This is a genomic window from Vibrio thalassae (assembly GCF_900089835.1).
In the GTDB taxonomy this organism is placed as follows: domain Bacteria; phylum Pseudomonadota; class Gammaproteobacteria; order Enterobacterales; family Vibrionaceae; genus Vibrio; species Vibrio thalassae.
On the sequence record NZ_OANU01000103.1, the window covers coordinates 1 to 22,469 of the forward strand.

General features: G+C 46.0%; 18 protein-coding genes. 10 read left to right on the forward strand and 8 right to left on the reverse strand.

The window, feature by feature from the left end; translation table 11 throughout:
* On the reverse strand, positions 1-137 hold a 137-nt coding region (locus tag VTH8203_RS25625), incomplete at its 3' end, for a transposase (RefSeq protein WP_158296061.1).
* Positions 138-196: 59 nt separating this feature from the next.
* On the opposite strand from VTH8203_RS25625, the gene VTH8203_RS19315 reads away from it, so the two are divergent.
* On the forward strand, positions 197-634 hold the full coding sequence (locus tag VTH8203_RS19315) for a sulfatase-like hydrolase/transferase (protein WP_306346047.1): 438 nt from the start codon (positions 197-199) through the stop codon (positions 632-634).
* Between the two features lie 80 nt (positions 635-714).
* Here the strand turns inward: VTH8203_RS19315 and VTH8203_RS19320 are convergent, their stop codons facing one another.
* Complete coding sequence (locus VTH8203_RS19320; protein ID WP_096995114.1) at positions 715-2,085, reverse strand: NCS2 family permease; 1,371 nt, start codon at positions 2,083-2,085, stop codon at positions 715-717.
* 390 nt (positions 2,086-2,475) lie between these two features.
* Between VTH8203_RS19320 and gmk the strand changes: the two genes are divergently transcribed.
* The 5 genes from gmk to recG all read left to right on the forward strand — a co-directional run bounded on the left by gmk (position 2,476) and on the right by recG (position 9,319).
* On the forward strand, positions 2,476-3,099 hold the full coding sequence (gene gmk / locus VTH8203_RS19325) for a guanylate kinase (RefSeq protein WP_096995140.1): 624 nt from the start codon (positions 2,476-2,478) through the stop codon (positions 3,097-3,099).
* An 817-nt stretch (positions 3,100-3,916) separates the two neighbouring features.
* Positions 3,917-4,189, forward strand: a complete 273-nt coding sequence (gene rpoZ / locus VTH8203_RS19330) for a DNA-directed RNA polymerase subunit omega (protein ID WP_006071268.1) — start codon at positions 3,917-3,919, stop codon at positions 4,187-4,189.
* 45 nt (positions 4,190-4,234) lie between these two features.
* Complete coding sequence (gene spoT, locus VTH8203_RS19335; protein ID WP_096995115.1) at positions 4,235-6,352, forward strand: bifunctional GTP diphosphokinase/guanosine-3',5'-bis pyrophosphate 3'-pyrophosphohydrolase; 2,118 nt, start codon at positions 4,235-4,237, stop codon at positions 6,350-6,352.
* A 63-nt stretch (positions 6,353-6,415) separates the two neighbouring features.
* Complete coding sequence (gene trmH / locus VTH8203_RS19340; protein ID WP_096995117.1) at positions 6,416-7,102, forward strand: tRNA (guanosine(18)-2'-O)-methyltransferase TrmH; 687 nt, start codon at positions 6,416-6,418, stop codon at positions 7,100-7,102.
* Positions 7,103-7,240: 138 nt separating this feature from the next.
* The gene (gene recG, locus VTH8203_RS19345) at positions 7,241-9,319 is read left to right on the forward strand and encodes an ATP-dependent DNA helicase RecG (protein WP_088876393.1); all 2,079 of its coding nucleotides are present in this window, start codon (positions 7,241-7,243) and stop codon (positions 9,317-9,319) included.
* Between the two features lie 121 nt (positions 9,320-9,440).
* Here the strand turns inward: recG and envZ are convergent, their stop codons facing one another.
* Both envZ and ompR read right to left on the reverse strand, forming a co-directional pair.
* On the reverse strand, positions 9,441-10,760 hold the full coding sequence (gene envZ, locus VTH8203_RS19350) for a two-component system sensor histidine kinase EnvZ (RefSeq protein ID WP_096995118.1): 1,320 nt from the start codon (positions 10,758-10,760) through the stop codon (positions 9,441-9,443).
* Positions 10,761-10,853: 93 nt separating this feature from the next.
* Positions 10,854-11,573, reverse strand: coding sequence for an osmolarity response regulator transcription factor OmpR (gene ompR, locus VTH8203_RS19355; RefSeq protein WP_096995119.1), 720 nt, complete (start codon positions 11,571-11,573; stop codon positions 10,854-10,856).
* Positions 11,574-11,927: 354 nt separating this feature from the next.
* Here ompR and VTH8203_RS19360 point away from each other — a divergent pair, with 354 nt between their 5' ends.
* Both VTH8203_RS19360 and greB read left to right on the forward strand, forming a co-directional pair.
* Positions 11,928-12,785, forward strand: coding sequence for a helix-turn-helix domain-containing protein (locus tag VTH8203_RS19360; RefSeq protein ID WP_096995121.1), 858 nt, complete (start codon positions 11,928-11,930; stop codon positions 12,783-12,785).
* Between the two features lie 61 nt (positions 12,786-12,846).
* Complete coding sequence (gene greB / locus VTH8203_RS19365) at positions 12,847-13,326, forward strand: transcription elongation factor GreB (RefSeq protein ID WP_096995122.1); 480 nt, start codon at positions 12,847-12,849, stop codon at positions 13,324-13,326.
* A gap of 39 nt (positions 13,327-13,365) precedes the next feature.
* Here the strand turns inward: greB and VTH8203_RS19370 are convergent, their stop codons facing one another.
* A complete protein-coding gene (locus tag VTH8203_RS19370; RefSeq protein ID WP_096995124.1) occupies positions 13,366-13,953 on the reverse strand; it encodes a YjaG family protein in 588 nt (195 codons plus the stop codon).
* Between the two features lie 65 nt (positions 13,954-14,018).
* On the opposite strand from VTH8203_RS19370, the gene VTH8203_RS19375 reads away from it, so the two are divergent.
* The gene (locus VTH8203_RS19375; RefSeq protein WP_096995125.1) at positions 14,019-14,945 is read left to right on the forward strand and encodes a D-2-hydroxyacid dehydrogenase; all 927 of its coding nucleotides are present in this window, start codon (positions 14,019-14,021) and stop codon (positions 14,943-14,945) included.
* Between the two features lie 128 nt (positions 14,946-15,073).
* Here VTH8203_RS19375 and hemE read toward each other — a convergent pair whose 3' ends face one another.
* Both hemE and nudC read right to left on the reverse strand, forming a co-directional pair.
* Positions 15,074-16,141: a uroporphyrinogen decarboxylase gene (gene hemE, locus VTH8203_RS19380; protein ID WP_096995126.1), complete on the reverse strand. Its 1,068-nt coding sequence runs from the start codon at positions 16,139-16,141 to the stop codon at positions 15,074-15,076.
* A gap of 307 nt (positions 16,142-16,448) precedes the next feature.
* Positions 16,449-17,222 carry an NAD(+) diphosphatase gene (gene nudC / locus VTH8203_RS19385; RefSeq protein WP_096995141.1) on the reverse strand — a complete coding sequence of 258 codons (774 nt, stop codon included), beginning with the start codon at positions 17,220-17,222 and terminating at the stop codon, positions 16,449-16,451.
* A gap of 164 nt (positions 17,223-17,386) precedes the next feature.
* Between nudC and rsd the strand changes: the two genes are divergently transcribed.
* Positions 17,387-17,875, forward strand: a complete 489-nt coding sequence (gene rsd, locus VTH8203_RS19390) for a sigma D regulator (RefSeq protein ID WP_096995128.1) — start codon at positions 17,387-17,389, stop codon at positions 17,873-17,875.
* 360 nt (positions 17,876-18,235) lie between these two features.
* On the opposite strand, the gene rpoC is transcribed toward rsd, so the two are convergent.
* Positions 18,236-22,438 carry a DNA-directed RNA polymerase subunit beta' gene (gene rpoC, locus VTH8203_RS19395; protein WP_096995129.1) on the reverse strand — a complete coding sequence of 1,401 codons (4,203 nt, stop codon included), beginning with the start codon at positions 22,436-22,438 and terminating at the stop codon, positions 18,236-18,238.
* Positions 22,439-22,469: the final 31 nt, after the last annotated feature.

Here is a 22,469-nt window from a genome sequence, read left to right on the forward strand (position 1 = left end):
TCTAAATACTTATTCTTCCAATCGTGCAGAGTAGAGATATGCATACCTTCATTATCTGCAAACTCCCGCAAGGATAAACCACTTTCAACAAACCTGCGAATAGTTGCTTTCTTATGCTCTTCTGAATAACGCTTCACTTAATTAAACTTACCGCTCCCTGTTTTACTTTTATTGAGGATTAAGGGCGACAACTATCCTGACACAGGGGGACTATGCGGAGTATATGAACAGCGTCCACTACACGGATGATCTCATAAAACAGATTCAAACTCGCGTAGAGCAAACTGCGCCCCAAGATTGGGTTCTAATTATGACGTCCGATCACGGGCAATATGTGACGAAGAATACTGCTGGACATGGTAATTTCAATCACGAGTCTAACTACAAGGTTCCTGTCTATATTTCTTCAGACAAGCACAGCAATATTGAATTAGCTGAAGCCACTTTGGGCAAATGCGATCGAGTATTTCAAATTCAACTGTCGCACTACCTAACTGAGATGTTAGGTTATCATTACCCTGATACCTCAACGTGTTCACAAGGCTATGTGGCTGGGTCACGATTAACTGGCGACAACGGATTCCTTAAAATAAAAAACAACGATGACGAAAACTCTGAGATCGTATTTGAGTAACCATTACTACATTTAAGTTTTACAAAGCAAAAAAGCAGGCGAACTCGCCTGCTTTTTTTACGCTCAACAATTCTCAAAAATTACAGCATCAACAAATACGCCATAAATACCACAGACAACACGTAAATTACGGGGTGAACTTGTTTACCTTTTCCTGCTACAACCATACTGAATGCGTAGCTGATAAAGCCCATTGCCATACCGTTGGCTGGTGAGAAGCTTAATACGGTGAACATAATGGTGAAGAAGGCGGCGATGCGAGACTCTTTCTTATCCCATTTAATATCGCCCAAGCGACCGATCATGTAGATGCCAACAACGACCATAGCTGGTGCGACCATCGCCGCAGAAAATAATGAGAACAGCGGGTACAGGAACAGTGACAACAGGAATAAACCTGCAACAATCACTGCCGCTAGACCTGTTTTTGCACCTTGTGATGACGCAATACCCGATTCTGAAAATGCCGTCACGGAAGTGGTTCCCAACACAGAACCCATCACCGTACCACCTGCATCTGCAATCAAGGCTGAACGCGCATTAGGGACTTTGCCGTCTTTATCAATAATGCCAGCATCACGCCCTACACCAACGATTGTGCTGAGACCATCAAAAAAGTCCACAATGAGGAAGATGATCATAATAAAGAGCAAATCAAACATCTTCTCAGCGGTAATGCCAGAAAAATCAAAAATAGCACCAAAGCTGCTTGCGATGCTCGGCGGCATAGCGACTAAATGGTCTGGGATTGGAGCATTGTTGGTGCCCATAAACGTATCCGCTAAAACCGTAAGCACGATAGCCGAAACGAAAGAGATAAATGTCGCTAGTTTTATATCGCGAACCATGCATCCCAAGGCGATAAAAATACTGATGTAAGCGATGATCACTTTAGGGTCAGAAATATCGCCCATGCTGACTAGGATAATAGGATTAGAAACGATAATACCGGCGTTCTTTAGTCCAAGAAACGCAATAAACAAACCAAGCGAGACGGTAATTGCCAGCTTTAGGTCTTCTGGAATCGATTCAATCATCGCCTTACGAACATTAGTAAGCGATAGGATGAGATACAGCACGCCGGAAAAAAAGATACCTAACAACGCTTCATGCCAAACCAATGCCACTGAGCTACTTAACAGCATGCCTTTAAAAAAGCCATTCATGCTCATTCCTGGGGCTAGCATGACAGGATAATTACCAAAAATACCCATAATTAATGTAGCAAAGGCCGCCGCTAACGCGGTCGCAGTGAATACCGCGCCTCTTTCCATACCAGGGATATCGCCTAAAATCGCTGGGTTCACTGCCAAAATATAGCTCATTGCGAGGAATGTAATGAACCCAGCGTACACTTCCGTCCCAATTGTGGACTTGCGTTCACTGACTTTAAAGATGGATTCAACAATAGAGGGGCTGGCTTGACGCTGCCCGATTAATTCTGCACTCACAATAAGACCTATAGCAATAAAATAGAGAACGCAAACTCATGCGTAACAAAAATAATGGCGCGAATTCTAATCAGACTCAGGAATAAATCAATGTTTTTGTGAACTATTTTTATCTCTTAAAAAACAACATCTTGATATTTAAGCAAACGTTTGCTCTTCTAGGTTAAACATTCTGTTTGATTCCGCACAATAGGATCTGCTTTTTGAGCGCATGACTTACCAAGGAAGTGCTTACCGGATCACTTGTCGAGCTCCTAACAAACATGATACTCTTCGCCTCCATTTTTCTGGCCGATTTTTAAACGCTTTGGTCAGTGAACGTATAGAATAGAAGTATCAAATAACGATATTCTCTACTCCTTCAACCCAAGATGTGGACTCTGAAAAATGATAGGTAAAGGTACGCTTTATATCGTGTCAGCACCAAGCGGCGCTGGTAAATCGAGCTTAATTTCAGCAATGTTGGAAAAAAACCCGACATACGCAATGAAAGTATCAGTGTCTCACACGACTCGTGATATGCGTCCTGGCGAAGAAGATGGTATTCATTATCACTTTGTTGATAAAACCGATTTTGAATCCTTGATTGAACAAGGCGCGTTTTTGGAATACGCCGAAGTATTCGGAAACTACTACGGTACGTCTCGTCTTTGGATTGAAGAAACGTTGGAAAAAGGCATCGATGTTTTCCTCGATATCGACTGGCAAGGCGCGCGTCAAATCCGTGAGCAAATGCCAGAAGCGAAAAGCGTCTTTATCCTTCCACCCTCTAACAGTGAGTTAGAGCGTCGTTTGAACGTACGTGGTCAAGACAGCGATGAAGTCATTGCCAAGCGCATGAGCGAAGCAAAATCAGAAATGTCACATTACAACGAGTACGACTATGTTATCGTCAACGATGACTTTGATGGCGCACTCGTTGATTTCAAAGCAATTTTACGCGCTGAGCGTCTTAAACAAGACAAGCAAGCGGTGAAATATAAAGGCATGCTAGATGCTTTGCTAGCTGAGTAAAACACCGTCACCCTCACAAAAGTGAGGACCTTTGTCAGCGAGTATTGCGTTCAAATAATGTGAGTCACTCGCCGCACGAGATCCCCTTTTTCAAGGGGATGACAAGTGTACTGCTTCAAATGCAGCGTACACTAAAAACAAAATTTACCGTCATCCTCACGAAAGTGAGGATCTTTGTCAGCGAGTATTGTGTTCAAATAATGTGAGTCACTCGCCGCACGAGATCGCCTTTTTCAAGGGGATAACAAGTGTGCGGCTTCAAATGTAGCGTACACTAAAAAATAAACTATACCGTCATCCTCACGAAAGTGAGGATCTTTGTCAGCGAGTATTGCGTTCAAATAATGTGAGTCACTCGCCGTACGAGATCCCCTTTTTCAAGGGGATGACAAGTGTGCGGCTTCGAATGTAGCGTACACGAAAAAATAAACTATACCGTCATCCTTACGAAAGTGAGGACCTTTGTCAGCGAGTATTGCGTTCAAATAATGTGAGTCACTCGCCGTACGAGATCCCCTTTTTCAAGGGGATGACGAGAGTGCTGCTTCGAATGTAGCGTACACGAAAAAATAAACTATAGCGTCATCCTCACGAAAGTAAGGGTCTTTGTCAGCGAGTATTGCGTTCAAATAATGTAAGTCACTCGCCGCACGAGATCCCCTTTTTCAAGGGGATGACGAGAGTGCTACCTCGAATGTAGCGCACAATTAAAATCTAAGTAACAGTAGCTAATAGGATCATTTGTGATCTAGAATCTAAACGTAATAGCCTGTATACTTTCTCGTCATCAAAAATTTAGTTAACTATTGGAGTTCTTATGGCACGCGTAACTGTTCAAGACGCTGTTGAAAAAGTTGGTAACCGTTTCGACCTAGTTCTTATTTCGGCTCGCCGCGCACGTCAGATGCAAATCGGTGGTAAAGATGCACTAGTGCCAGAAGAAAATGATAAGCCAACGGTTATCGCACTGCGCGAAATCGAAGAAGGCTTGATCACGAAAGAAGTACTAGATGCACGTGAGCGTCAAGAGCAGCAAGAGCAAGAAGCTGCAGAACTAGCGGCAGTAAGCAGCATTGCTCACAACCGTTAATTCCTAGTACCTAATCAGAGCTCCATCGACTTTCGGGCCTAAAATTTGTACCTATTCGATAGCCTTAAAGACGTTGCCCAAGAATACCTAACAGAGCCTCAAGTAGAGGCTCTGCGTCAATCTTATGTGGTAGCAAGAGATGCCCATGAAGGGCAGACCCGCTCTAGCGGTGAACCATACATCATCCACCCTGTTGCTGTAGCTCGTATCCTCGCAGAAATGCGTCTGGATATTGAAACACTGCAAGCTGCACTGCTGCATGATGTTATTGAAGATACGGAAGTCACCAAAGAAGAGCTTGAAGAACAATTTGGTACATCCGTGGCGGAACTCGTCGACGGCGTATCGAAGCTCGATAAACTTAAATTCCGCGATCGTAAAGAAGCCCAAGCCGAGAACTTCCGTAAAATGGTTCTCGCCATGGTGCAGGACATCCGCGTCATTCTTATCAAGCTGAGTGACCGTACCCACAACATGCGCACGCTTGGGGCTCTTCGCCCAGACAAAAAGCGTCGTATCGCTCGTGAAACCTTAGAGATCTATGCGCCACTTGCGCACCGATTAGGTATTCACAACATCAAAACCGAGCTTGAAGAGCTTGGCTTTGAAGCGCTTTACCCAAACCGTTATCGCGTACTAAAAGAAGTCGTGAAATCGGCACGTGGTAATCGTAAAGAGATGATTCAGCGCATCCATAGCGAGATTGAAGGGCGACTTAATGAAGTCGGTCTCAACGTTCGTGTATTGGGGCGAGAAAAAAACCTCTTCTCTATCTACAACAAGATGAAAACCAAAGAGCAGCGATTCCATACCATCATGGATATCTATGCTTTTCGCGTCATCGTAGATACTGCTGACACTTGTTATCGAGTCCTTGGTCAAGTCCACAGCCTGTACAAGCCACGCCCTGGTCGCATGAAAGATTACATCGCGGTACCCAAAGCGAACGGCTATCAGTCCTTACACACCTCCATGGTGGGTCCTCATGGTGTTCCAGTAGAAGTACAAATTCGTACTGAAGACATGGATCAAATGGCGGACAAAGGTGTTGCTGCACACTGGGCATACAAGGGGAATGGCGACCGTACTGGCACCACTGCACAAATTAAAGCGCAGCGCTGGATGCAAAGCCTACTTGAACTACAACAAAGTGCTGGTAACTCCTTTGAATTCATTGAAAACGTAAAATCGGATCTATTCCCAGACGAAATTTACGTGTTCACACCAAAAGGTCGTATTGTCGAACTGCCACTTGGTGCAACCGCCGTCGACTTTGCTTACGCCGTCCATACCGATGTGGGTAACACCTGTGTGGGTGCGCGCGTAGATCGCCATCCATACCCGCTAAGCAAAGCGCTGAAAAACGGTCAAACCGTCGAAATCATCAGTGCACCTGGCGCAAGACCGAATGCGGCATGGCTTAACTATGTCGTGACATCACGTGCCCGCACTAAGATTCGTCAAGTGCTGAAAACAATGCGCCGTGAAGAATCTGTCGTACTCGGACGCCGCTTGCTGAACCATGCTTTAGGCCGCCACTCTGTTGATACTATCTACCCTGAAAATATCAACGAAGTACTGACAGACCTCAAACTGGGCAGTGTTGACGACTTACTAGCAGCTATCGGCCTAGGTGAGTTGATGAGTATTGTTATTGCTCGTCGTCTACTTGGCGATACCGATGAACTGACGCAAACCAGTTCAGTTCCAACATCGGGTAAACGCTTACCGATTCGTGGGGCTGAAGGCATCTTGCTGACATTTGCCAACTGCTGTCACCCTATTCCAGATGATCACATCATTGCACACGTTTCTCCAGGCCGCGGCTTAGTGGTACACCGAGAAACTTGTCCGAACGTTCGTGGTCACCAGAAAGAGCCTGATAAGTACATGGCGGTTGAATGGAGTGACGATTACGAGCAAGAGTTTACTGCTGAGCTAAAAGTTGACCTGCAGAATCACCAAGGTGCGCTCGCAGAGCTGACCAATGTGATTGCTAAAACAGGCTCAAATATTCACGGTATCTCAACGGAAGAACGCGATGGCCGTTTGTACACAGTCACTGTCCTGTTAACGACCAAAGATCGTGTTCACCTTGCTGGAATCATGAAGCGCATTCGCGTAATGCCACATGCATTGCGTGTTAGACGTCGTAAGAACTAACACCACTGCTTGATCTAATACGGGTTCGATAATTATCGAGCCCGTTTTATTTGGAATCTATTGATGAACTTAGAACGCTACAATCGTATCCAACAAGTGCTAAAGGCGCGTCAGCCGGATCTGACAGTACTACTAGAACAAGTCCATAAGCCCAATAATGTCTCAGCGGTCATTCGCACTGCCGATGCAGCAGGTGTACATAAAGTGCATGCCGTTTGGCCTGATGAGAAAATGCGTACTTTAAGTCATACCTCTGCGGGCGCTAGAAACTGGGTGGAAGTTGACACTCACGATACTGTCGCGGACGCCGTTCGCGCTTTAAAATCTCAAGGTATGCAGGTACTAGCAACCAACCTTTCCGAAAATGCTGTCGACTTCCGTGACATCGACTACACCAAGCCAACCGCGATCATTCTTGGTGGCGAGAAGCATGGCATCACCCAAGATGCGCTCACCGAAGCGGATCAAGACATCATTATTCCTATGGTAGGCATGGTGCAATCTTTGAACGTCTCAGTCGCCAGTGCACTGATTTTGTTTGAAGCTCAAAGGCAGCGCCAAAATGCTGGTATGTACGACCGAGAGGTCAGCGCTCTGCCCGAAGACACCATTCATCGAATTCTATTCGAACGCGGCCACCCCGTACTGGCGAAAGTTGCCAAGAAAAAACGCCTCCCTTATCCACCACTCGATGACCAAGGCCAAATTGTGGCGACAGAAGAGTGGTGGCAAGAAATGCAGAAAAAATAGCACTGAGTATGGTTTGAGGCTGATTTTGTTATTCCTTTGAAGCACTTCGACAATAACACTCCAGCTGCGCGAAAAACTGTACAAAAAGACAGTAAAATGCTTGAATATCGGCATATAACATTTTGATGGATGGTAAATATGGCTCAGCTGTTATCGGCAATTTCTCTTTCTTCGCTTTCTGGCGTAGGAGCTAAAGTCGCTGAAAAACTGGCGAAAGTCGGCTTACACTCGGTTCAAGATTTACTGTTTCACTTACCTCACCGTTATGAAGATCGTACTCGTATCTACCCGATCGTTCGCTTGCACCCTGGCCTCTGGGGCTCAGTGCAAGGGAAAGTCATGAGTAGTGATGTGGCTTTCGGGCGTCGCAAGATGTTGACGGTTAAAGTGAGCGATGGCAACGGTACTATTACACTACGCTTCTTCAATTTTACCGCAGCGATGAAGAACAACTTCTCTGAAGGTCGCCTTATTGTCGCTTATGGTGAAGTGAAGCGTGGCAACCATGGTCTTGAAATCATCCATCCAGAGTACAAATTTCAAACCGAAGGTAAAGCGCCAAAGCTAGAGCAAACCTTAACCCCGGTTTACCCAACCACAGAAGGATTAAGGCAGCTCACACTGCGTAACCTCACAGACCAAGCGCTTGAGCTCATGGACAAAGCAGCCGTAGACGAGTTGCTTCCAAGCGGACTGTATAACCAACAAATTACCCTTGCGGAGGCGCTACACACCATCCATCGTCCACCACCAACGATTAATTTGGACGACTTTGATGAAGGTAAGCACCCGGCTCAACAGCGACTGATTATTGAAGAGCTGATGGCGCAAAACCTTTCTATGTTAGCGGTGCGCAGTAAAGGTCAACAAGATGCAGCTATTGGCTTAGCGCCCGTTGAAAAGCTAAAAAATCAGCTACTTGAGCAACTACCTTTTTCCCCTACAGGTGCGCAATCACGAGTGGTGCAAGAAATCGAAACTGACCTTGCTAAACCTATTCCTATGATGCGCCTGGTTCAGGGCGATGTGGGTTCTGGTAAAACCTTGGTCGCTGCGCTCGCGGCTGTTCGGGCGATAGAACATGGCTATCAAGTCGCGATGATGGCACCAACCGAATTACTTGCCGAGCAGCATGCCATCAACTTTGCAGGTTGGTTTGAAGCCATGGGGATACAAGTTGGTTGGTTATCAGGAAAACAAAAAGGCAAAGCTAAGGAAGCAGAGTTGGCGCGTATTGCCAGCGGAGAAGCTCAAATGGTCGTAGGGACGCATGCCCTATTCCAAGAGTCGGTTGATTTTCACAACCTTGCACTGGTGATTATTGATGAGCAACATCGTTTTGGTGTCCACCAGCGCTTAGAGCTGCGTGAAAAAGGTGCTAAACAAGGTTTCTACCCTCATCAATTGATTATGACTGCCACGCCAATCCCAAGAACCTTAGCCATGACGGCATATGCCGACTTGGAAACCTCGGTAATCGACGAACTGCCACCGGGAAGAACCCCAATTCAAACCGTTGCCATTCCAGACACCAAACGCGACGACATCATTGAGCGTGTCAAAAATGCGTGCTTACACGAGGGCAAACAAGCGTATTGGGTTTGTACATTGATCGACGAATCAGAGGTATTGGAAGCACAAGCCGCCGCTGAGACCGCCGAAGATCTGCAACGTAAGCTGCCTGATCTGAAAATCGGTTTAGTTCATGGCCGAATGAAGCCGGCTGAAAAACAACAAGTGATGAAGCAGTTTAAAAATAACGAGCTTCACCTTCTGGTTGCAACCACCGTCATTGAGGTTGGTGTGGATGTCCCTAACTCCAGTTTAATGATCATCGAAAACCCAGAGCGCCTTGGTCTGGCTCAATTGCATCAGCTACGGGGCCGTGTTGGCCGCGGTAGCGTGGCAAGTCATTGTGTGCTGTTGTATCACTCCCCGCTGTCTAAAACCGCTCAGAAGCGCTTAGGCGTACTGAGAGAGAGCAATGATGGGTTTGTTATTGCGCAAAAAGACCTGGAGATTCGTGGTCCTGGTGAGCTTCTTGGTACCAAACAAACTGGACTGGCTGACTTTAAGATTGCTGATTTAGTGCGGGACCAAAGATTAGTACCAGAAGTTCAACGAATTGCGCGACATGTGCACGAACAGTACCCAGAGAACGCCAAGAAGATTATTGACCGTTGGCTAGGCGATAGAGAGTTTTACGCCAAGGCATAAGAGGTCTGCTCTATCTATATCATCACCACTCTACAGAATAACGCCGTCATCCCCTTGCAAAAGGGGATCTTCTCCAGCGCGCCGCTTACGCAAAGCAAACCTTATGCACAATCATAAGTCCCTACCTCAAACCATTCTTAGCCACAGGGAAGCTCACTTGTGCCTTCAGCCCACCCTCGCTGCGATTCGAAATACTCACTGAGCCGTGATGCTGACTAATAATCCGTTTCACAATCGCCAGCCCCAGACCTGTACCTTCACTGCCTCGCGCAGTATCACCTCGCGTGAAAGGTTCGAATAACCGGCCTATTTGGCTCTGCTCGATACCTGGACCGTTATCTTCAATGGTGACCCAGGCCAGTTTGTTATCCACCGTCATACCTGTAGTGACTTTTACCCAGCCATTGCCATAACGAACCGCATTAACCACTAAGTTGGTAATCGCACGCTTAATCGCAATTGGACTGCCTTCAATATCTTTGATGGTTGCCATTGGGGCATATTCAATCTGGATCTCATATCCACCTTCAGATGAGACAATATCAGACGAAATATCATTCAAGCTCATCGGTTCAAACGACTGAGTATTCACTGGTTTTAGGTAATCCATAAACTGACCAATGATTTCGTTACACTCTTCGGTATCGCTGATAATCCCCTCTGCTAAGTAACTGTCTTCCGGCGACATCATTTCTGTCGCAAGACGAATTCGTGTTAAGGGAGTACGAATATCATGGCTGATACCCGCCATTAATAACGTTCGGTCTTGCTCAAGCTCTTGAATACCTTTTGCCATTTGGTTAAAGGCACGCGTAACCGAGCGAATCTCAGATGCCCCCTTCTCAGGTAAAGGTGGTGGGATTTCCCCTTTACCCACCAAATTGGCGGCATTTTCGAGTGCGGTAAGTGGCCGGTTTTGCAAGCGGATGAATAGCCAACCACCCGCAATCACTAAGAGCGCCATAATCAAACTGTTTCTAAATAGCGGGGCAAAGTCTTCTTCTTGTAATTCTGACAGCGGAATACGTATCAGCGAGTTGGGCAACGCGTCTATCTTCATCCACAAAATGTAGCTTTCTGCGCCAAGAATCAGCCTCACTTCTGTTTTAGAGTGTAATTCATCCGTCATCTCCTCGCTCATCAGGTCGATAGGCATCGCATGGTTAAACTCGTTCGCCATCGCGCTGTCGTCAGCATGAATAGTGACGCCTAACTGCTCCAAGACACGTCGGCGTAACGGGGCATCCATTTCAAGCTGCTCATCAACTGCTTCGTTGTCTTCCAAGAAAAACGACAATTCATGCGCCAGTATTTTATTGAACTGCTGCAAACTAGGGACAAGAGCGTAGTTGTATACGGCGTAATAAGAAAAAACTTGGCTAGCAATCAAGAGTGTAAAAAACAGCAGAATGGATTGCGTGAAGGAGCTACGAAATCGCATAGGTTTTCCTTAGAGAGCGAAGATAAGAGGAATCTGAGGTAGATGATAAACAAAAGGCCCTGAATCCATCCAGAGCCTTATCGATATTTCTGATTATGCTTCTTTGCCGTCTGGCACAAATACATAACCTAGACCCCACACGGTTTGAATGTAGCGAGGTTTGCTTGGGTCAATTTCTAGCATACGACGTAGACGAGAAATCTGTACGTCGATAGAACGTTCCATTGCTGAATATTCACGGCCACGCGCCATGTTCATCAGTTTATCGCGAGACATTGGTTCACGCGCATTGGTCACCAACGCTTTCAGTACCGCAAATTCACCCGATGTTAAAGGCATTGTCTCTTCACCACGGAACATTTCACGTGTACCAAGATTCAAACGGAAATCACCGAACTCAACCACGGACTCCTCTTGGCTTGGTGCACCAGGAGCTTCAATAGTTTGGCGACGTAATACCGCTTTGATGCGAGCAAGTAGCTCACGAGGATTGAACGGTTTTGGTAGATAGTCATCCGCTCCGACCTCAAGGCCGACAATACGGTCAACTTCATCACCTTTGGCTGTCAGCATCAGAATCGGCAACATGTTGTTGGCGTTACGTAAACGACGACAAATCGACAAGCCATCTTCACCTGGTAGCATTAAATCCAATACCATTAGGTGAAAGTTTTCACGGGTTAACAGGCGGTCCATCTGCTCACTGTTAGCAACACTGCGTACTTGGAATCCTTGCTCTGATAAGTAACGCTCTAGTAATGCACGTAGACGTGCATCATCATCAACAACTAAAATCTTGTGATTTTCTTGCATATTCGATTCCACCACTAAAAAGCAATTTACCGACCCCTCCGTCAGCGAAAAGTGTGTCAGAAGAGTATCTGCACTAAATGTAACATTTCATGGCCAATAATTGCGCAGAGAATTGTTAACGTTTATTAATTATGGCTCATGTCAGACACATTCGTCATTACCCTAGGTGATATAAGTGATGTATATCTAATGTTGCTTAATTTTACCTGTTGCAACCTCGTTAACCTGTACGCTAAATTTTCAACGTCTACTAACCCTTTGTAACGTTTTAAAATATGCTTTTGTGCGCCCCAGCAAGCCTGTGTCATATAACCTAAGTAGACTATCCACTAGTTTTCGAACTCAGGAGCGATTATGACATTTGAAGCACAATCAGAGAGTCCGTTTTCACGCGATAATTTCGCCCAAGCATTGAAATATTGGCGTCGTTTTAATGGCATGTCTCAGTTGGAGTTGGTTGAGGCGCTCAGTCTTTCCCACCGAGCATTTCAAGGCATCAATCAACCAATGCTCAGCAAATGGGAGCACAACAACGGACAACCATCCCTCATGCGTCGCGTTGGTGTCGCAACGTTCTTTCAACAAAGCTACCACTACAGTGAGGATGAGCAACGCATCATTCAAGGTGTGGAGAAATACGACGATTTCTTCAGAGGGTTTGATACGCTCTACCCATATACCATAGATACTTACGAAACCTATCGTTGGGATAACCTACCAGAGATCTATCGAGAGCAAATCGTTTATGCTCAAGAACACTACCGTTTTGCTACTTTTCAACAACTGATCAGTGCTATGTCAATTCAGGAGATGACGGTGGTATTGGCGAAACACCGAGATGCTGTTGTGGGCCATATCGTTCATGGTAAAGATAGCAATGGACAACACTGTCTTCTTAGTTATGTCGCCGTTAATAAAGACCTCCATCGACTGGTTCACAACTACACATGCGAGTTATTTGAGGGCAAGACATTACTGATCACTGCCATAAAGCCTTATGCTAAAACGCTTATCTCTGATATCTATATCCCTGAAAAGTATCACCATGGTCACATCACGGTCTATGAGTGCCAGGTTGATACTTTAGCCGCCAATCCGTTTTTTGACCAAATTCATGATGAGGGGCGAATCCTAACTCTGCTTAGTCATCATCAAAAGATTCAGCGCCATCGCAGAGCCATCTCGGCCTCACCCGGTAATTGTTACGCCTAGATTGAGCTTTTTTGAATTCGTGGCAATATAATCGCTAGAACTCGGTTATGACGATATTGCGATGAAAACCAACCTAATTACCCGTGAAGGGTTCGACAAACTGAAAAAAGAACTCGATTTTCTCTGGCGTGAAGAGCGTCCAGAGGTGACGAAGAAAGTGACATGGGCAGCATCGTTAGGCGATCGCTCTGAGAACGCTGACTATCAGTACAACAAGAAGCGATTACGAGAAATCGACCGTCGCGTTCGTTATCTTAGAAAGAGATTAGAACAAGTGACCGTCGTTGATTACTCACCTCAACAAGAAGGAAAGGTGTTTTTTGGTGCGTGGGTAGAAATTGAAAACGATGATGGTGACATCATGATCTTTCGTATCGTCGGCCCCGATGAGATTTATGGGGGCTCAAAAGGCTATATTTCCATTGATTCACCCATGGCCCGAGCCATTTTAAAGAAACAAGTGGATGATGACTTCGCAGTGAAAACGCCTGATGGATTAAAGGAATGGTTCGTCAATAAGATAAGCTATACCGCGATATAAATTACAATTAAAGGCCCCATTCGGGGCCTTTAATAACACTTAAACTTCTACACCTATATTGCTCACGCCCTGCTCTTTAAGCTCTGCTCGTAAATCTTTAATCAGTTCAATATCGCGCTCAGTACAGTCACGTAAAGGACGGAAGATTGCCCATTGTACGTCCCACTCTTCACACACTGCTTTGTTTTCTTTTTGATTATCGTTGGTGATTTCGATGCCAGTTTGCGCTTCTTCTAATTGCGCTACCGTCACAACCGATTGCTGACTGATCTTCAACGTTGATTCCAACAGGTAATCCCTGTCCAAAAGGCCATGAAGCAAGGTTGAGAGTGCGTAACAAGCATCAATCGCAGGATAGACACCATAGAAGTCAAACTCATCAGAGTTTGGAATGATCTCTTCTAGTTTCTCGAGCTGTTTCTCAAAATTGATTTTTGCGGTTTTGACCGTTAAGAGCTCCCATACCGCATCTAAGATGTTGCGGTACACGCGTGCTTCAGCAAACTCTGTGCTTTCACAAAACATCGCGAAGTTGGGGTACATACGTTCGCACAAACAGGTCATAAAAGTGATATGCTGCCAAGGCTCAAATTTTTCGATACGTACCTGAATAGGGTTCTTTAACATGGTCGCTCTGCCGTAGTGAATATAGTTTGCGGAAGTGTAACCAAACGGATAGGGAATAGCCAGAAATGACGACGCAAAAGCATCGCCTAGCACTTGTGACGGACAACAACGACCGCTACCTCGCACTGATCGAAGCAAAACAGTTACCTGATTTAGAGCTGGTCTCTACACTGAGTGAAGCCAACATCGTACTGGCAGCGCCGCCAAAACTTGCGCCTGATCTCGATATGGCAGATCAGCTTCAGTGGGTTCAATCCACCTATGCTGGGATTGATGCGTTACTTGGTCATTCCCTACGTAAAGATTATAAACTCACCAATGTAAAAGGCATTTTCGGTCAGCAGATCAGTGAGTATGTGCTGGGTTACACTATCAATTACTTCCGTCATTTCGAGCTCTACAAACAGCAACAACAGAAACGTGATTGGCAACCACACAGCTATCAATCGCTGATTGGTAAGCGTATGGTGATTTTTGGTACTGGAGCGATTGGCAGTCATCTGGCGAATACAGTCAAAGGGCTGGGCATTGTCCCTATCGGTATCAATCGTACTGGCATTCCTCCTCGCCAAAGCGCATTTTCTGAAACCTTCCACATTAATGAAGCTGAAAAGGCATTGCAGAGCGCGGAGATTATCGTCAATACTCTGCCCAATACACCGACAACGGACGGACTGTTCAACGAACCGCTGTTTTCAGCTTGTCGACATGCTTTGTTCTTCAATGTTGGCCGGGGTCAAACTGTCGACAGTAACGCTCTACTTAGGGCTCTGGATAAAGGCCACCTAGTGCATGCTTTCTTAGACGTCTTTATTAACGAACCTATCTCCCAAGAATGTCCGTACTGGCACAACCCAAATGTCACCGTGACTCCACACATTGCTGCTATCAGTTTTCCAGAACAGGTGGTCGAGATTTTTGCAGAAAACTACTTGCGCTGGCGTGATGGGTTTCAGTTGCAGAATTTGGTGGATTTTGATCGTGGGTATTAGGCTCTGGTTTCCATTAATTGATGTTGTGACACCAAACGCCATCGACAAAACTCTCTGTCGAGCTCAATCAAAAATACAAAAAAGCCGTCATCAACATGAGATAACGGCTTCATAAAAAGTAACTCGATTTACTTATGATACGGTTTAGATAACTGGTGTACCGCCTCAACAAACACGCCCGCGTTCTCAGGCGGCACATCGAGGTGAATACCATGCCCTAAATTGAACACATGCCCTGTACCACCATCGCCGAACCCTTCCAGAATAGTCTCCACTTCTTCACGAATGCGCTCCGGTTGAGCATAAAGCATGGATGGGTCCATGTTGCCTTGCAGCGCTACTTTGTCACCGATACGTGCTTTCGCGTCCGCAATATTAATAGTCCAGTCTAGACCCACTGCATCACAACCTGTTGCGGCAATTTGCTCAAGCCACATGCCACCATTTTTAGTAAATAGTGTCACTGGAACGCGGCGACCCTCGTTTTCACGAATCAACCCATCAACGATTTTATGCATGTACTGCAGTGAAAATAAGTGGTAATCGCGAGGCGTCAGTACGCCACCCCATGTATCAAATACCATGACCGATTGCGCACCCGCTTTAATTTGCGCGTTAAGGTACTCAATCACACTGTCGGCTAACTTATCTAATAGTGCGTGCAGAATTTGTGGCTCTGCGTACATCATCTTTTTGATCTTAGTAAAGGCTTTAGAGCTGCCCCCTTCAACCATGTATGTGGCGAGTGTCCAAGGACTGCCAGAGAAACCGATAAGCGGTACTTCACCCTTGAGATCTTTACGAATTTGACGTACTGCATTCATAACATATTGCAGCTCACCTTCCGGATCTGGTAAGCCAATTTTGTCAACGTCCGCTTTGCAAGTAATAGGACGTTCAAACTTAGGACCTTCACCCGCTTCAAAGTGTAAACCTAGGCCCATTGCATCTGGAATCGTCAGGATGTCAGAAAACAGAATGGCAGCGTCGAGCGGGAAACGACGAAGCGGCTGTAGCGTCACTTCAGATGCTAACTCGGCGTTCTTACACAAAGACATAAAGTCACCAGCCACAGCACGAGTTTCGCGATACTCTGGTAGGTAACGCCCTGCTTGGCGCATCATCCAGACTGGTGTGTAATCTACAGGTTGCTTTAACAACGCTCGAAGATAGCGATCGTTCTTTAATTCCGTCATTCTTTTTTCTCCAATTCGAAAGGCGTTAGTTTAACGCTAATTGGCAACCGTGTGCAGCCATAGATAACAATTCTTTTACCAAAATTTGAGGACAAACCCGTCTTCTGTTTTAACGCTCAAAAAAGAGTCACTTTGCAAGCCAGATCATATTATTAATGACCGATCTTAAGGTGAATTTGCAACCCACCACTAGGAATGTTAAAAGTTTGTTTGCTAGCGAAAATTACAATAATACAACTGAGTATCGCACTCAGCATCTCATAACGACATCTTACTTACCCCCTCCGCTTGCGGAGGGTTTTTTTATCTATTGCGCTTGCTCTGCAGTCGCACAAATTAATGCTCTGGCAATGGTACCTTTTGGCGCAACCAAAGGTAATTGGCTAGTTTCAAACCATTGGGCATCTTTCAACTCAGAAAAATCAGGCCGAATTTCACCACTCTCGTAATCGGCTAAGAATGCCATCATCATACTCGACGGAAATGCCCAAGGCTGACTACCAAAGTAACGAATATTTTTCACTTTGATACCCGTTTCTTCTTCTACCTCACGAGCAACACAGGTTTCTAGGGTTTCTCCAACTTCTAGAAACCCAGCAATTACAGTATACATGCCACCCACGTGACGGTTATGTTGAGCCAGTAAAATTTGAGTGCCCTTGCGTACGGCGACAATAATGCATGGGAAGATGCGCGGATAATGCAGAGTACGACAATCTTGGCACTGCATCGCCAATTGATTGTGATTCAAATGATTTCGCCCGCCGCACTGAGGACAAAAACGCATTGACTGGCTCATGTGTCCATATTGGACAGCTTTGGACAATTGATAAAAAAGCGCTTGCGGCAAATGCAATAGATCGCGCAGTGAAGTAAGTGGTCGCTCGCCGTCTAGCTCTGCATAGTTTAGCCACATAACTGGGATACACTCAAATTCGCCTACTTGAACGGCTCGCTGTTCGGGTAGTTGAAATTGCTCTGCCGACCCTAAAGGCACCTCGCCATCTACAAGCCATAGTTCACTCCCTGACACAACACACCAATAGGCTTGGTGAATGTGGTTTTCACTTTTTTTTAACATCATGAATCCTCATTGCTTGCAGTTCGTCCATTTTACTGGCAATCTAAATTCATACCAGCTAGAAAAACGAAATTCTAATTCTGGTACCATAAGAATCGATTTCTCAGTAACTCTTTGTCATTACAAAGCAAGCGACTGCCTGTTGCGGTCCCGATCATGAGGACATGGTCATGTTAAATAAATTCAAACAAGTACAAGAACAATGGGGCGGTTCCAGTGAGGTTATCGACCACTGGTTAGAAACCCGTCAAGCACTTATCGTAGAGTACTGTAAGCTTGGTTCCCTACAACCTTCCCAAGCTCAATCTCACGTCGTCGAACTTCCTTCTCCTAAAGACATCGGTTCGTTTTGCGACCACCTCGTCGATTACATATCTGAAGGTCATTTTAAAATCTACGATATGGTCATGGATAAGTGGAAAGCTACCGGCTTCAAGACCAACGACGAGATTGATACGGCTTACGCTAAGATTGTCCTAACCACAGACCCGCTGCTTGAGTTCAACGATAAATACAAGAAAGTGGACGACGAGATGCCTAGTTTCGAACAGGACATGTCAAAAGTTGGCGAAATCTTAGAGCTACGCTTTGCAGTAGAAGATAAGCTGATTCAGCTGATTGCCGATAGTTTAGCGATTCCGCCAGGGGCGTAGAAAGCGCTCTTTTAGGCAGCAATAGGCTTTGACTTTGACAGACCCGAAAGGTGGGTCTGATCTGTTGCGTATTTGCTTTCTATACCATCGTCATCCCCGCTGGGAAGTCAGGGGTCTACTCAGCACGAGTCGACAAACCACAGCTGGATTCCTGTCTACACAGGAATGACGGTAGCTATGAACTAGCCTAGCTAAAAATACCCTCACCAGAAGCCATCGTCTCCCCTACGAAGGCACGCGGCTACTCAATATAGAGCGCCGAACCTCTGCTTGATTCCTATCTACACAGGAATGGCAATAGATCGAAAATTCAGATACAAAAAAGGCGCCTTTCGGCGCCTTTTTCATTTCTTTCTACGATTACTCGTCAGAAGAGAAGCCTGCGTTTAGTAGCGCAGCTAGGTTATCCGTCGCTTGTTCAGCAGATGGACCTTCCTGAGCTTCGTCACGCTTAGCTTGACGGTCTTGGTGATACGCAAAACCAGTACCCGCTGGGATCAGACGACCCACGATAACGTTCTCTTTCAGACCACGTAGGTCATCACGCTTACCAGATACCGCTGCCTCTGTTAGTACGCGCGTCGTTTCTTGGAACGATGCCGCAGAGATGAACGATTCTGTTGCTAGAGATGCCTTAGTGATACCTAGTAGGTCGCGCTCGAAGCGAACAAGCTCTTTACCTTCTGCTTCTAGAGCACGGTTTGCAATCTTAACTTGAGAGTACTCAACTTGCTCACCAGGTAGGAACTCAGAATCACCAGCATGAGTAATTATACACTTACGTAGCATCTGACGAACGATAGTCTCAATGTGCTTATCGTTAATCTTAACACCCTGTAGACGGTATACTTCTTGAACTTCGTTCGCGATGTATTGAGTCACAGCGTGAATACCACGCAGACGTAGAATGTCATGCGGAGTTTCTGGACCATCAGCAATGACGTCACCACGCTCTACGCGCTCACCTTCGAACACGTTAAGCTGACGATGCTTAGGAATCATCTCTTCGTAGTTGTCACCACCATCACGAGTGATGATCAGACGACGCTTACCTTTCGTTTCTTTACCGAATGAAACTGTACCAGAGTGCTCAGCAAGAATTGCAGGCTCTTTAGGTTTACGAGCTTCAAATAGGTCAGCAACGCGAGGTAGACCACCAGTGATATCTTTGTTACCGCCAGATTTTTGAGGAATACGTGCTAACGTATCACCCACGCCTACTTCAGCACCATCTTCGATGTTTACAATCGCTTTACCAGGTAGGAAGTAAAGTGCAGGCATATCAGTACCAGCGATCATTACGTCTTTACCTGCCTCATCAACAAGTTTGATAGCTGGACGCATATCTTTACCTGCTGCTGGGCGAGCGGCTGCTTCAGTCACTTCGCTTGAAGATAGACCTGTTAGGTCATCCGTTTGGCGAGATACTGTTACACCATCGATCATATCAACAAATTGGATGCGACCAGCCACTTCAGTAATGATTGGCAGTGTGTGCGCTTCCCAGTTCGCTACTGTTTCACCAGCTTGAACTGCATCGTTGTCACCTTTAGTTAGCATCGAACCGTAAGGAAGTTTGTGCTTCTCTTTAGTACGACCAAACTCATCGATAATTGTCATTTCTGACGCACGAGAGGTGATAACCAGTTTATTGTCTTTGTTGATTACAAACTTAGCATTATGAAGCTTCACAGAACCTGTGTTCTTCGCTTGGATGCTGTTCTCTGCCGCAGCAGTAGATGCCGCACCACCGATGTGGAACGTACGCATCGTAAGCTGTGTACCCGGCTCACCGATAGACTGAGCAGCGATAACGCCCACTGCTTCACCTTGGTTCACTAGGTGACCACGTGCTAGGTCACGACCGTAACACTGTGCACAACAACCGAAGTCCGCATCACAGGTAACTACTGAGCGCACTTTCATGCTATCTACAGAGTTGTCTTCCATAATCTGACACCACTTCTCATCGATTAGAGTGTTACGTGGGATCAGAACATCTTCAGTACCTGGCTTAAGAACGTCTTCAGCAACAACACGACCAAGCGCTAGCTCAGAAAGTGCAACTTTAACGTCACCACCTTCGATGTGAGGCATCATGTCGATACCTTCGTGCGTACCACAGTCGTGCTCGTGAACAACTACGTCCTGAGCAACGTCTACTAGACGACGAGTTAGGTAACCCGAGTTCGCTGTCTTCAGTGCCGTATCCGCAAGACCCTTACGAGCACCGTGCGTTGAGATAAAGTACTGAAGTACGTTTAGACCTTCTTTAAAGTTCGCAGTGATTGGCGTCTCGATGATTGAACCATCTGGACGAGCCATCAGACCACGCATACCTGCTAGCTGACGAATCTGAGCTGCAGAACCACGAGCGCCCGAGTCAGCCATCATGTAGATGCTGTTAAACGACTCTTGCTGTTCTTCTTCACCGTCACGGTTAATTACCGTTTCAGATGAAAGGTTATCCATCATCGCTTTCGCTACGCGATCGTTGGTCGATGCCCAAATATCGATCACTTTGTTGTAGCGCTCACCCGCAGTTACAAGACCAGATTGGAACTGTTCTTGAATTTCGCGAACTTCTTCTTCCGCTGATTCGATTTCGTCGTACTTCGCTTGAGGTACAACCATGTCATCGATACCAACTGATACACCAGAAAGTGCAGCGTATGCAAAACCAGCGTACATCACTTGGTCAGCAAAGATTACGGTATCTTTCAGACCCAGCTTACGGTAAGCCTCGTTAAGTAGGTTAGAGATTTGCTTCTTACCTAGCTTTTGGTTTACCAAGCTATATGGAAGACCTGCAGGAACGATTTGCCACAGCATCGCACGACCGATAGTCGTATCGACCATCTTCGTTTCTGTTGTGCTGTTGCCATCTTCGTCCACTACCGTTTCAGTGATACGTACTTTAACGCGAGCGTGTAGCTCTGCGCTCTTAGTACGGTATGCCTTCTCAGCCTCTTCAGGGCCAGCAAGGTACATACCTTCACCTTTCACGTTAATCTTTTCACGAGTCATATAGTAAAGACCCAATACAACGTCCTGAGAAGGTACGATGATCGGATCACCTGACGCTGGCGACAGAATGTTGTTTGTCGACATCATCAGGGTACGAGCTTCAAGCTGTGCTTCTAGAGTTAGAGGCACGTGAACCGCCATTTGGTCACCATCGAAGTCCGCGTTATACGCCGCACACACTAGTGGGTGTAGCTGAATCGCTTTACCTTCGATTAGTACTGGTTCGAACGCCTGGATACCAAGACGGTGAAGTGTTGGTGCACGGTTCAATAGTACTGGGTGCTCGCGGATTACTTCGTCTAGGATATCCCAAACGATCGCTTCTTCGCGCTCTACCATCTTCTTAGCCGCTTTGATTGTCGTCGCCATGCCACGAGTCTCTAGCTTGCTGTAGATAAATGGTTTGAATAGCTCTAGTGCCATCTTCTTCGGAAGACCACACTGGTGCAGACGAAGGTATGGACCTACTGTGATTACAGAACGACCAGAGTAGTCTACACGCTTACCTAGTAGGTTCTGACGGAAACGACCTTGTTTACCCTTGATCATATCAGCAAGAGATTTCAGAGGACGCTTGTTCGAACCTGTGATCGCACGACCGCGACGACCGTTATCTAGAAGGGCATCAACAGACTCTTGCAGCATACGCTTTTCGTTACGTACGATGATGTCTGGAGCCGCTAGCTCTAGAAGACGCTTCAAACGGTTGTTACGGTTGATTACGCGACGGTATAGGTCGTTCAGATCAGACGTTGCGAAACGGCCGCCATCTAGTGGTACTAGAGGACGTAGATCTGGCGGAAGTACCGGAAGCACAGTTAGGATCATCCACTCAGGGTTGTTACCTGATTGAATAAACGCTTCAACTAGCTTCAGACGCTTAGTGATTTTCTTACGCTTAGTTTCTGAGTTTGTAGACTCAAGCTCTTCGCGCATCATCTCTGCTTCAGCGTGCATGTCCATAGTGGCAAGCAGATCTTTGATCGCTTCTGCACCCATCTTAGCAGTGAACTCATCACCCCATTCTTCTAGACGGTCAAGATACTCTTCTTCAGTAAGCATCTGACCTTTTTCTAGATCTGTCATACCTGGTTCAGTTACTACGTACATTTCGAAGTAAAGAACACGCTCGATATCACGTAGCGGGATGTCCATTAGCAAACCGATACGAGATGGTAGCGATTTTAGGAACCAGATGTGAGCAACAGGAGACGCAAGATCGATGTGGCCCATGCGGTCACGACGAACTTTAGTTTGCGTTACTTCAACGCCACACTTCTCACAGATAACACCACGGTGTTTCAGACGCTTGTATTTGCCACAAAGACATTCGTAGTCTTTAACTGGACCAAAAATACGCGCACAGAACAGACCATCGCGCTCAGGCTTGAACGTACGATAGTTGATTGTCTCTGGTTTTTTAACTTCACCAAAAGACCATGAACGAATCATGTCTGGTGAAGATAGACCGATTTTGATTGCATCAAATTCTTCGGTCTTATGCTGTGCTTTTAGAAAGTTTAATAAGTCTTTCACAATCAGCTCCTGTAAGGAGTTTAAAAAGGTG